Source organism: Nonomuraea sp. NPDC049784, assembly GCF_040659615.1.
Classification (GTDB): Bacteria; Actinomycetota; Actinomycetes; order Streptosporangiales; family Streptosporangiaceae; genus Nonomuraea.
Genome location: NZ_JBFAMX010000316.1, coordinates 1 through 11514 on the forward strand (window position 1 = coordinate 1; position 11514 = coordinate 11514).

The window sequence follows — 11514 nt, forward strand, 5'->3', positions numbered from 1 at the left end:
CGGCCGCCCGTCCTCGTCGGCGAGCGCGACCACCGCGCCGTCCGGCACCGGCATCGGGTACGGCTCCCGCCGCGCCAGCGCCTCCACGTGCGGGTCCGAGAGCGACCAGACGGCGAGCAGGCGGTCGGACTCGTCGCCGTGGTTGATCGCGTCTTCCATGACCCCGTAGAAGCAGGGCAGATACTCAGTCGGGCGGGCGCCCAGCTTGGCCAGGTTGAAGTGGGCGTTGTGGCGCACCAGCGGATCGTAGGTCCACGTGATCCGCTCCAGGCCGCGCTCCAGCGCCCAGCGGCGCTGGTGCAGCTTGAGTTCCAACCCGATGCCGCGCCCCGCCGCCGTGCCGGTGACATGGGAGTGCAGCGCGCTGCCCGCCGCGAGGAACCCGACCGAGCCGCCGACGAGCCGGTCGCCGTCGAACGCGCCCGCCACGTAGCCGCCCGCGTGCGAGATCGCCCGCATCAACTCGATCGTGACGGGCGGGCTGGCGGGCCCGAAGTGCCAGATGACGTCGAACAGCGCGCTGACCCGCTCGAACTCCGCGATCTCATGCAGCTCCCTGACCTCGGCCAACCTGTCCCTCCTCCTGCCGGACGCTCACTCGCGACAGTATGCGATGGCGCGGTGCCCGCGGCATCCGGGAGGCTGAGGGGCCGTGTCACAGGTTTAAAGTTGCGCGAGTGGAAGATGAGATCGCGCGTGTGCTCGGCGGCGTTGACGCGGTGGTCGAGCCGCTCACGCACAACCCCAAGAACGCGGTCACGGGCGGCATCTGGCGGGTGCGCAGGGGTTCGAGGTCGGCCGTGCTCAAGGTGCTGACCCGGCGGAAGGAGGGCGGCGAGGGCTGGGGGCACTCCGGCGACCCGCGCCACTGGAACTACTGGCGCAGGGAGGCCGACGTCTACGCCGACGGCCTGCCGGGGCTGTGGGCGGGCTCGGGGGTGACCGCGCCGAAGCTGCTGGAGCTGGTCGAGCGGGACGACGGCGACCTGGCGCTGTGGACCGAGGACGTGGCGGGACAGCCTGGCACCGCCTGGGACGTCGAGCGCCACGCGCTCTTCGGCCACCAGCTCGGCCTGGCCCAGGGGGCGGCGGGCGAGGTGGAGCGGCCGTGGCTGAGCCGGTCGTTCCTGCGCGACTACGTGGGGTCGAAGCCGGTTCCGTACGAGCTGCTGGAGGACGACGCGGCCTGGCGGCACCCCCTCATCAGCGAGAACTTCCCGTCCGGGCTGCGCGGTGAGCTGGTGCGGCTGCACGGCGACCGGGAGGAGTTCCTGGCCGTGCTGGAGTCGCTGCCGAGGGCGCTGTGCCACCTCGACGTGTGGCCGAGCAACGTGATCGACCGGGACGGGGAGAGCGTGCTGGTGGATTGGGCGTTCGCCGGCGACGGCGCGCTGGGCGAGGACGTCGGCAACCACATCCCGGACAGCGTGTTCGACCTGTTCCTGCCCGCCGACCTGCTGCCCGGCCTGGACACCGCCGTCTACGGCGCTTACCTGCGGGGGCTGCGCGAGTCGGGGTGGCGCGGAGACGAGCGGCTGGTACGGCTGGCGGTGTGCGCCTCGGCGGTCAAGTACGACTTCCTGACGCCCCTGATGCTCGCCGGAGCGGGGAGCGCGCAGCTCGACTACGGCGGCGCCAGGCCCGTGGACGCGGCCCGGCGCTACAGAGAGCGGGGCAAGGCGCTGATGTTCCTGATGGGCTGGGCGGACGAGGCCCGCAGGCTGGCCGAGTCCGTCTAGCGCAGGCTGCGGGTGTCCAGCTCGCGCAGCACCCGTGAGACCACCACCGGATCGGCGTTCGGGTCCCGTCGGGCGTCCAGGATCGCCTGTCTGGCGGCCGACAACATCTCGCGCTGCACCCGCCGTACCATTCTGACCCGCTTGGCCCGCTGCTCGAACGCCTCCCGCCGTTCCTCGTCGGCCACCTCCGGGCTGATCCGCAGCCCGAGGTCCACTATGCGCCCGCTCAGCACCTCCACCACGTCGTCGGGGAGGTCCTCGGCCTCGTAGATCTCCCGCAGCCGCCGCCTGGCCGCGTTGCCCGCCCGGACGGCCAGCGCCTTCTCCAGCTCCCGCTCGGCCGCCAGGTCCGCCTTGACCCCGAGCCGCGTCACGATCCAGGGCAGCGTCAGGCCCTGGACGACGAGCGTGGCCAGGACGACGGCGAACGCGATGAACACGATCACCGCCCGCTCGGGGAACGGCGCCCCGTTGTCGAGGCGCAGGGGGATGGCCAGCGCGAGCGCCACCGTCGCCACGCCGCGCATGCCCGCCCACCACATGACCATCGTCTCGCGCCAGCTCAGCGGGATCTCGGTGTCCTCGCGCGCGGCCCGCCGCGCCAGCCAGGCCGCCGGGAGCAGCCAGAGGAGCCGTACGAGGAGCACGATCCCCACCACGGCGGCGCTCCAGCCGAGCAGGGGCACCAGCCGCCCGTGGACGGTGCCGAACACGGCGTGCAGTTCCAGCCCGATCAGCCCGAATGCGACCCCCGTCACGAGCGTGTCGACCACCTGCCAGAACGTCGCCCCCGCGAGCCTGCCGAACACGTCGTCCGCGTCCGCCATGCGATCGCTCAGGTAGAACGCGGTGGTCAGCACGGCCAGCACGCCCGATCCGCGCAGCGCGTCGGCCAGCGCGTAGCTCGCGAACGGCACCAGCAGCGACAGCCCCACCTGCAGCATGGCGTCGCCCAGCAGCGCCATCAGCTTCCCGCCGAGCCACCCGAGCGCCAGCCCGACCAGCACGGCCACCACCGCCGACAGCACGAACTCCGCCAGCGCGCCCGGCCACGAGAAGGAGCCGGTGACGACTGCCGCGATGGCGACGTGGTACAGCACGATCGCGGTGACGTCGTTGAACAGCCCCTCACCTTCGAGCACCGACACCATGCGCCTGGGCAGCCCGAGCCGCCCCGCCACCGCCGTGGCCGCGACCGGGTCGGGCGGCGCCACCAGTGCGCCCAGAGCGACGGCCGCCGCCAGCGGCAGCCCTGGCACGAGCACGTGCGCCGTCGCCGCCACGGCCGCCGTCGTCACGAACACCAGCGCCACGGCCAGCAGGAAGATCGGCTGCCAGTTGGCCGCGAACTGCCGCCACGACGTGCGCCGCACGGCCGCGTAGAGCAGCGGCGGGAGCAGGAGGGGCAGGACGATGCCGGGCGGGATGTCCACGTTGGGCACGAACGGGAGCACGGCCAGCACGATGCCGAGCAGCGTCATCAGCACGGGCGACGGCAGCCCCAGCCGCTCGCCGACCGGGACCGTGACGAGCGCGCCCAGCAGCACGAGCATGAGCAGCACGAACTGGTCCACGACGCCCCCCGGTGATCGCCGCAACCAGCGTAATCGAACGCTCACACTCCGTGCTCACCGCCCTGCCGCTCCCGACCCCGCTCACCGGCGCACCTGTCCCATGCGTGTTCACCCGCCAGCCGCCGGGGCGCGGCCGAGCCGGGTGATGGCCGCCTCCGAGGCGCGCCCCACCTTTCCCGGAAGGACCTCAACCCGCGCCGGACGGAAGCGGGAGCGGTGGCCCGGCCGAGGGAGTCAGCGCTCCAGCACCTGCAGCGTGTGCGGGTACGCGCCCAGCGGGAGCGGCCCTTCGTCCGTGCAGACCGCCACGTCCGCCACCCGCGCCCCGAACAGGTCGGGCACGTAGATGGCCGGTTCGAGGCAGAACGTCATCCCCGGCGCGAAGACGGCGTCCTCGCCGGGCCACGGCCCCTCGTCGTGCCCCAGCCCGACTCCCCGGCCCACGTGCGCCGCCGCGAAGTGCCCGTACCCGCTCCCGTCGATCACCTCGCCGACGGCCCTGGCCACCTCACCGACCGGACCGCCGGCCCGCATGGCGGCGAGCCCGGCCCGGTGGGCGGCCAGCACCACCGAGTACATGGCCTCGAAGTCCTCCGGCGGCTCCGCCACCACGAACACCCTGGCCACCTCGGCGCAGTAGCCGCCCCACCGGCCGCACACCGACACCGCCAGCGCGTCCCCGGGGTTGATCACGCGCTCCCCGGGCACGTGCGCGGGCCGCGCCGAGTGCTCGCCCGCCGCCACCCGCAGCGACAGCAGTTCCTCGCACCCCGACTCGGCCAGCAACACCCGCAGCCGGTGTGCCATCGCCTGCTCGGTCGCCCCGAACCAGGCCAGCTCCCGTGCCTGCCCCAGCACCCCTTCGGCGGCCGCCACCGCGCCCCGGACGGCCTCGATCTCGTACGGCTCCTTCCGCAGCCGCAACGGCCACAGCACGGAGGACGCGGGCACGAGCTCGGCCTCGATCGCCAGCCCGAACAGCTCGCGCACCGGCATCTCCGGATCCACCCCGACCCGCCGCGCCCCGTCCGGCAGCACCCCGGCCGGATCGGCGGTCTCGGCGACGACGTGCCGCGTCACCACGAGAAACGCGCCCTCGCCGCCCCCCAGGAACCGGGAGTCCGGCGAGGAGCGCAACACCAGCGCGTCCACCTCGGCCTCGTCCATGGCCGCCCGCACCGCCGCCACCCGCGCCGTAGCCGTCTCAGGCGCGGGTGTGTCGTGCGGCGCGGGCGTCACTTCGGCTCGTGCAGCCAGCAGGCGACCGGCCCGAACTCCGGCTCCTTCTCGCGGCACACGTCCATCACGAACGGGCACCGCGGGCTGAACCTGCACCCTCCCGGTGGATTGGCCGGATCGGGCACGTCGCCGGGCAGCTCCGCGGGCAGCACGCCCATCCCGTCCGGCTTGGGGATGGCCTGCAGCAGGGCCTTCGTGTACGGGTGCCTGGGATCGGCCCACACCTCGGCCGTGTCGCCCACCTCGACGATCTTGCCGAGATACATGACGGCGATCCGGTCGGCGATCAGCCGCACCACGGACAGGTCGTGGCTGATGAACAGCAGCCCCGCGCCCGAATCCACGGCCAGGTCCCGCATCAGCCTGGCCACCTGCGACTGTGCTGAGGCGTCCAGCGCCGAGATGGGCTCGTCCCCGATCAGCAGCCGCGGCCGCGCGGCCAGGGCACGGGCGATGGCGATGCGCTGCCGCTGCCCGCCGGAGAACTCGTGCGGATGCCGTCCGGCGAAGTCCCGCGGCAGGCCGACGCGTTCCAGCAGGTCGGCGGGGGACGTGGCGGTGTCGTTCGAGGTACGCAGGCCGTCGGCGATCTGGCCGCCGACCCGCCGCCGGGGGTTGAGCGACGCGTACGGATCCTGGAACACCATCTGGATCCCGGTCAGCTTCCTGCGCCGCAGGCCGAGCGGAGTGACCGGCTCCCCGTCGAACGCGATCGAGCCGGCGGTGATCGGGTTCAGGCCGCAGACGGCGCGGGCGAGCGTCGACTTGCCGCACCCGGACTCGCCGACCAGGCCGACGACCTCGCCGGGGTTGACCGCCAGGCTGGCCCCCGCCACGGCCCGCACGGCGGGACGGCCGGGGGAGCGGTGCTCGACGACCAGGTCGTCGATGGATAGCAGGGTCATCGTGCCTCCGCGTCGGGCAGGGAGTCCAGCAGGGAGCGGGTGTAGGCGTGCTCGGGCTCCCGCAGCACCCGCTCACGCGGGCCCGACTCCACGACCAGCCCGTCCTTCATCACGCTCACCTCGTCAGCCACCGCCGACATCACCCCGAGGTCGTGCGTGACCAGCAGCACGGCCAGCCCCAGTTCGTCGCAGAGCCCGCGCAGCAGCCGCAGCACGCCTGCCTGCACGGTCACGTCCAGCGCGGTGGTCGGCTCGTCGGCGATCAGCACCTTGGGGGAGCAGGCCAGCGCGATGGCGATGGCGATGCGCTGCCGCATGCCGCCGGAGAACTGGTGCGGATAACGTCCGTACGCCTCCTCGGCCCCCGGGATCCGCACCTTGCCCAGCAGCTCGACCGCCCGGGCCCGCGCCTCGCCCTTGCCCAGCCCCAGGTGGTGCCGCATGTGCTCGGTGAGCTGTTTGCCGATCGTCAGCATCGGGTGCAGGCTCGTCGCGGGGTCCTGGAAGACCATGGCGACCTCGCCGCCGCGCACCCGGTTCAGCTCCTTGGGCGGCAGCGCGAGCAGGTCGCGCTCGCCGAGCCGGATCGCGCCCGACACCCGGGCGCCGTGCGGCAGCAGGCCCAGCACGGCCAGGCCGGTCATGGTCTTGCCCGAGCCGCTCTCCCCGGCCAGCCCGTGCACGCGGCCCGGCTCGAGCGTGAGGTCGACGCCGCGCAGGATCTCCTTGCCGCCGATCGTCACCTTCAGCCCGGTGATGCTCAGCGTCGTCATAGGGCACGCTCCTTGATCGCGCGGGCCGTACGGGGGTCGAGCGCGTCCCGCAGCGTGTCGCCCAGGAAGTTGAACGCCAGCACCACGGTCAGGATCGCCAGCCCCGGGAACGTCGCCACCCACCAGCTGTCGAACACCTCCACCCCCGAGGCCACCATCGCCCCCCACTCGGGAGACGGCGGCTTGGCCCCGAGGCCGAGGAACGACAGCCCCGACAGCAGGAGCAGGGCGGTGCCGATGTCCAGGGTGGCCAGGACGAGGATGGGGCCGGTCACGTTCGGCAGCACGTCCACCCGCAGCGACCGCCACACCGAGAAGCCCAGAAGCCGGCCGCTCAGCACGAACTCCCGCTCCCGCACCCCCAGCACCAGCCCGCGCGTGACCCGCGCGTACGCGGGCCAGGCCACCACCAGCACGGCCAGCACGGCGTTGGTGAGGCTGGCGCCCAGCGCCGCGGCCACCACCATGGCCAGGATCACGGTCGGGAACGCGAACACCAGGTCCGCCACCCGCATGATCGTCTCGTCGACCCACCTGCCGAAGTAGCCGGCGCACGCGCCGAGCAGCCCGCCGATCAGCACCGACAGCACGACCAGCAGCAACGTCAACGGGATCGACACCCGCGCCCCGTACATGACGCGGCTGAGGATGTCGCGGCCGAGCTGGTCGGTGCCGAACCAGTGACCGGGACCCGGCGCCGCCAGCCGCGGCAAGTCCTGGGCAAGGGGGTCGTGCGGCGCCAGCACGGGCGCGGCCAGCGCGATGACCAGCCACGCCACGGCCAGCACGCCACCGGCCACAGCCAGGGGTTGCCGCCAGGCCTCGGGCAGCCGCTTCAAGATCATTGAAGCCTCACTCGGGGATCGATGACGCCGTACAGGACGTCCACGATCAGGTTGATGACCAGGTAGACGATGCCGACGACCAGGCCGACGCCCATGACGGCGGGCAGGTCGAGGGTGGTGGCGCTCTTGTACGCGTACTGGCCGACGCCGGGCCAGGCGAAGATCGCCTCGACCAGCACGGTGCCGGACAGCAGGCTGCCGAACGCCAGGCCCGCCACGGTGATGACGGGCACCAGGGCCGAGCGCAGCACGTACCTGAACAGGACCACCCGGCCGGGCAGCCCCTTGGCCCTGGCGGCGCGCACGTAGTCCTGCCCCAGCACCTCCAGCACCGCCGAGCGCGTGAAGCGCGTGAGCAGCCCGATCGTGTAGATCGCCAGGACCAGGGCGGGCGTGACGAGGTGGCCGACGGCGGAGGTGAAGACGTCCCACCGGCCCGCCAGCAGTGCGTCCACCGTCTGCAGCCCGGTCACGGCCGGGGCCGCGCCGCCGAGCGCCGCGTCCACCCGGCCGCTGCCCGGGGTGAGCTGCAGGCGGTAGAAGAACACGTAGAACGCCACCAGCGCCAGCCAGAACGTCGGCACGGAGATGCCGATGAGGCTCAGCAGACGCAGCACGTGGTCGGACGCCCGGTCCCTGCGGAGGGCGGCCACCACACCGAAGGCCACGCCCAGCAGCAGCGACACCAGGATCGCCGCCCCGGCCAGCTCCAGCGTGGCCGGGACGAACTCGGCCAGGTCCTGGCTGACCGGGCGGTGGCTCTGCTGGCTGACGCCCAGGTCACCGTGGGTCAGCCCCTGGAGGTGGAGCACGTACTGCTGCCAGAGCGGCTTGTCGAGCCCGTGCTCGGTCCGCCACTGCGCCACGATCGCCGGATCGCCGAGCGCCCGCTGGCCGAGGTTGGCGGCCACGGGGTCGCCGGGGACGAGGTTCGTCAGGACGAACGTGACGAGCGTGATACCCCACGCCATGAGCACGGCGAGCAGGATGCGCCGGATCAGGAAGCGGACGAGCGGATGGCCCCGCGCCGCCCGGCCCCGGCGGGTTCCGCCCGGGATGTCGGACACCTGCGAGGCTCCCTTACTTCACGCCGAGGTCGGCGACGTCCACCGTCCACACCGGGTGGTACTCGAGCCCGGTCACGGAGGCGGCCGTCACGATGTTCTGGCTCGGCTGGATCAGCGGGATGAACGGGCCCGAGGCGTTGAGCTTGGTCTGCACGTCCTCGTAAGCGGCCTTGCGGGCGTCGTCGCCGATCGTCACGGCGGCCTTGTCACCGGCCGTCTCGATGTCCTTGGCCGCGCCCGCCTTCCAGCCGGCCCGCAGGCCCACCGTCTTGCCGGGCAGGAACGCCAGGTAGTCGCTCGGGTCGGGGTAGTCCGGGCCCCAGTACCACAGGCCCAGCTCCTCCTTGCCGTTGCGGTAGTTGTCCAGGGCCGTGGTGACCGGCGCGGGCTGCAGGTCCACCGTGATGCCGACCTCCTTGAGGTTGGCCTGGATGCGCTCGGCCAGCGGCTGGAACGACAGGCCGTTCACGGTCAGCTCGCTCGGGTACTCCAGCTTGACGGTCGGGTTCGTCAGGCCGCTGGCGGCCAGCGCCGCCTTGGCGCCCTCGACGTCCCGCTTGGCCGCCGCGGCGGCGGGCAGCGCGCCGAGCAGCTGCGACGGGATGACGCCCGGCGCCTGGGCCGAGCCCTCGCCGGCCAGCTCCAGCAGGCCCGCGTAGTCCACGCCCTTGCGCACCGCCTCCACGAACTTGGCGTTCGGCGTGGTCTTGCTGACCCCGGAGTCCTGGTTGGCCAGCAGGAAGATGACGTTCGCCGAGGCGGTCTTCTTGACCTGCAGAGTCGCGGGCATGCCGGTGACCTGGTCGCCCGACAGGTTCAGCGCGACCTGGCTGTCGCCGCGCTGCACGTTCAGCTTCTGCGTGGCGGCCTCGACGTTGCGGATGACGACCTTGTCGTAGGCGGGCTTGGTGCCGTAGTACTTCGGGTTCGCCTTGAGCGTCACCTGGCTGCTCACGTTGAACGACTCGATCTCGTACGGCCCCGAGCCGGCGGAGGCCGAGTTCAGGTACTGCTCGGCCTTGTCCTGGGCGTCCGTGGTGGCGCCGTGCTCCTTGGCGACCTTGCTGTTGATGATGCCGAGCGCCGGGTTGGGCAGGATGTACGGCAGCGCCGGGTTGGCCGCCTTCGACGTCAGCGTGATCGTCGAGTCGTCGGTCTTGGCCACGTCGACGCCGTCCAGCAGGAACGACGGCGTGCCCTTCATGTCACGCACACGCGTGAGCGAGAACACCACGTCGTCCGCCGTGATCGGCGACCCGTCCGCGAACGTGGCGCCCTTCTTGAGCTTGAGCGTCAGCGTCTTGCCGTCCTTGCTCAGCTCGTACGACTCCGCCAGCGCGGGCACCGGCTTGGTCACATCCGCGCCGTCGAACGTCAGCAGCGTCTCGTAGACCGCCTTGCCGACGATGAGACCCGTCGGCTCGTACGTGCGGCCCGGGTCGGCCGTCTTGAGGTCGAAGGACGTGTCGATGACGAGGGTCTTGCCGCCGCCACCGCCGGACGCGGCGGGGGACTGGGAACTGCCGCCGCTTCCGCAGGCGGCGAGGGCGAGTGCACCGGCGAGCAGCACAGCCGCCGTCTGCGAGCGGGTCGCCATGGTAGGTCCTCCAAGATTGGACGTTCGGCAGGAAGATGTCGAGGATTGTCCGGCAGAACGTCCAGGTCCCGCGCGGTCAGCGAGACGTATATAAAGGTCGATGAGGTAATGATGAGTGAAATTTCCAGAAATGGTGCTAGCGGTGGCGGTCAGCCTGGACGGATCGGCATCGGTCTCGAGCTGGACGAGGTCCACATGAAGATCCTCGAGGTCCTGCGCGAGAACGGCAGGATCTCGGTCGCCGCGCTGGCCGAGCGGGTCGGCATCTCCCGGGCGAACGCCTACACGCGCTTCGAGGCGCTGCGCGCGGACGGCGCGATCAAGCGCTTCACCGCCGAGATCGACCACGTGCGGACCGGGCTCGGCATCACCGCGCTGATCTTCGTGACCGTGCGACAGCAGATGTGGAAGCAGTTCAGGGCGGAGCTGGCCCGGATGCCCGAGGTCGAGTACTGCGCGATCACCACCGGGCAGCACGACGCCATGATCCAGGTACGCGTGTCGGACGTGGCCGCCGTGCACACCATGGTGACCGACCGCCTGGCCAACATCCCGGCGGTCAAGGCGACGGAGACGGTGTTCATCCTGGACGAGGTGCTCAGACGGCCATACGTGCTGCCCAGCGACCGCGACCGCGACAGGGACCGGTCCCGCACGTCACGTCGGCCCGCCCAGGAGGGTGCCCAGGGCGGCGTGCCGCTCGGCAAGATGCGCTTCGTCGGCGCCGCCGAGGGGCGTGCCGCCCTCCGCAAGGACGACTAGCGATGCCGGCGTGGGCCGCGCCGCCCTTGCGCAAGGACGACTGATCAGGCGACTTCCCGGCAGACGCTCACGTGGACCGTGTCGTCGCCGTCGAAGCTGAACTCCTCCACCAGGCGCAGCAGCCCGTCGTCCCCCGCCTCGATGCGGCTGCTGCTCTGGCCGGCCGCCGTCCCGCCTGCCTTCAGCGCGTGCACGTACGAGATGGTCACCAGTTCGCCGTCCCGCGTGCCCACGAAATGCCCGTGGGTCACGGTGTCGCCGGAGTAACTTCCCCACACCACTCCGTCGGACTCCTGGTAGCGGAACTCCGTAGGGCTGTCCTGGTCTACTGCGCTCGCCGTCGAGCTCACCATCACGAATTTGCGGCCGTTGAGATTCACGCCCGCCATGGTGGCCCACATTTTCGAAATATCAGCATCCGGCTGGACAGATAGTGAGAGGCACCGGTCAATGATCGGCAATCCGTCCAGTGGGGGACAGAGCGGCGCGCCGTACAAGAGCAGGAGCGCTATCCCGCTGCTCGCCAGGGGGCTGGAGCCGGGCAGGCGGTGGTGACGTTCGCCGGCAACTGCGGGCCGGCGCCGTAAGGCGCGTCGCCCAGGAGTGCTTGCCCGGGACTTTACCTTTCCGCGCCTGACACCATCATTGCGCTGTGTGATAGTAATGTGACGTTGCGTATCCGATGAGGTTCGGGAGATTCTTCATGGTGGCGTACCTGCTCTCGATCTTGGCGGCGGTGAGCGCCGTGGCGCTCACCGCGCTGGTGTTCAGGAAGGTCAAGAGGGCCGGAGAGGACCGCGATCCCAACGGGCCGTCCGCGGCGCACGCGGGGGCGATGCTGTCGGCCATGTTCCTGCTGGTGTTCGCCATCGCGATCATCGTGCCGTGGACCACGACCGACGCCGCCCGCCTCAACACCCACGCCGAGCGCCAGGCGGCGGTCGACGCGTACTGGGCGGCCGCCTCTCTGCCGGGCACCGCGCCGGTGGACGTGCGCAGGGCGCTGCGCGACT

Annotated in this window: 11 protein-coding genes and 1 pseudogene; 3 read left to right on the forward strand and 9 right to left on the reverse strand. The window is 71.8% G+C overall.

The features are described from left to right. Positions 1 to 570 (reverse strand): GNAT family N-acetyltransferase (locus AB0J09_RS40305; RefSeq protein ID WP_360703066.1); only part of this gene is annotated, 570 nt, incomplete at its 3' end. Between the two features lie 107 nt (positions 571 to 677). Between AB0J09_RS40305 and AB0J09_RS40310 the strand changes: the two genes are divergently transcribed. After that, a complete protein-coding gene (locus tag AB0J09_RS40310; protein ID WP_360703068.1) occupies positions 678 to 1739 on the forward strand; it encodes a hypothetical protein in 1062 nt (353 codons plus the stop codon). Here AB0J09_RS40310 and AB0J09_RS40315 read toward each other — a convergent pair. From AB0J09_RS40315 to AB0J09_RS40345, 7 genes are all read right to left on the reverse strand, one after another. Further along, entirely contained in the window at positions 1736 to 3313 is a 1578-nt protein-coding gene (locus AB0J09_RS40315; protein WP_360703070.1) for a Na+/H+ antiporter, read from the reverse strand. The two genes, AB0J09_RS40310 and AB0J09_RS40315, sit on opposite strands and share 4 nt — an antisense overlap. A 234-nt stretch (positions 3314 to 3547) precedes the next feature. Next, positions 3548 to 4552 (reverse strand): Xaa-Pro peptidase family protein, encoded by a 1005-nt coding sequence (locus AB0J09_RS40320; RefSeq protein ID WP_360703073.1) that lies wholly within the window; start codon positions 4550 to 4552, stop codon positions 3548 to 3550. Then, positions 4549 to 5457, reverse strand: coding sequence for an ABC transporter ATP-binding protein (locus tag AB0J09_RS40325; RefSeq protein ID WP_360703076.1), 909 nt, complete (start codon positions 5455 to 5457; stop codon positions 4549 to 4551). Before AB0J09_RS40325 ends, AB0J09_RS40320 begins: the two co-directional genes overlap by 4 nt. Then, complete coding sequence (locus tag AB0J09_RS40330) at positions 5454 to 6230, reverse strand: ABC transporter ATP-binding protein (protein WP_360703079.1); 777 nt, start codon at positions 6228 to 6230, stop codon at positions 5454 to 5456. Before AB0J09_RS40330 ends, AB0J09_RS40325 begins: the two co-directional genes overlap by 4 nt. Next, on the reverse strand, positions 6227 to 7075 hold the full coding sequence (locus AB0J09_RS40335; RefSeq protein WP_360703081.1) for an ABC transporter permease: 849 nt from the start codon (positions 7073 to 7075) through the stop codon (positions 6227 to 6229). The genes AB0J09_RS40330 and AB0J09_RS40335 overlap by 4 nt, the downstream gene beginning before the upstream one ends. Further along, positions 7072 to 8142, reverse strand: coding sequence for an ABC transporter permease (locus AB0J09_RS40340; RefSeq protein WP_360703084.1), 1071 nt, complete (start codon positions 8140 to 8142; stop codon positions 7072 to 7074). The genes AB0J09_RS40335 and AB0J09_RS40340 overlap by 4 nt, the downstream gene beginning before the upstream one ends. Positions 8143 to 8155: 13 nt before the next feature. After that, a complete protein-coding gene (locus tag AB0J09_RS40345) occupies positions 8156 to 9739 on the reverse strand; it encodes an ABC transporter substrate-binding protein (protein ID WP_360703086.1) in 1584 nt (527 codons plus the stop codon). A 111-nt stretch (positions 9740 to 9850) separates the two neighbouring features. Between AB0J09_RS40345 and AB0J09_RS40350 the strand changes: the two genes are divergently transcribed. Further along, the gene (locus AB0J09_RS40350) at positions 9851 to 10501 is read left to right on the forward strand and encodes an Lrp/AsnC family transcriptional regulator (RefSeq protein ID WP_360703089.1); all 651 of its coding nucleotides are present in this window, start codon (positions 9851 to 9853) and stop codon (positions 10499 to 10501) included. Between the two features lie 44 nt (positions 10502 to 10545). Here the strand turns inward: AB0J09_RS40350 and AB0J09_RS40355 are convergent, their stop codons facing one another. Then, complete coding sequence (locus AB0J09_RS40355) at positions 10546 to 10881, reverse strand: hypothetical protein (RefSeq protein ID WP_360703091.1); 336 nt, start codon at positions 10879 to 10881, stop codon at positions 10546 to 10548. A gap of 302 nt (positions 10882 to 11183) precedes the next feature. On the opposite strand from AB0J09_RS40355, the pseudogene AB0J09_RS40360 reads away from it, so the two are divergent. Beyond that, positions 11184 to 11514 (forward strand): annotated as a pseudogene (locus AB0J09_RS40360) (hypothetical protein); the annotation flags it as partial.

Coding starts and splice junctions, on each gene's coding strand:
- AB0J09_RS40325 (WP_360703076.1), bottom strand. CDS start 5,457: ATGACCCTGCTATCCATCGACGACCTGGTCGTCGAGCACCGCTCCCCC.
- AB0J09_RS40330 (WP_360703079.1), bottom strand. CDS start 6,230: ATGACGACGCTGAGCATCACCGGGCTGAAGGTGACGATCGGCGGCAAG.
- AB0J09_RS40335 (WP_360703081.1), bottom strand. CDS start 7,075: ATGATCTTGAAGCGGCTGCCCGAGGCCTGGCGGCAACCCCTGGCTGTG.
- AB0J09_RS40345 (WP_360703086.1), bottom strand. CDS start 9,739: ATGGCGACCCGCTCGCAGACGGCGGCTGTGCTGCTCGCCGGTGCACTC.
- AB0J09_RS40350 (WP_360703089.1), top strand. CDS start 9,851: ATGAGTGAAATTTCCAGAAATGGTGCTAGCGGTGGCGGTCAGCCTGGA.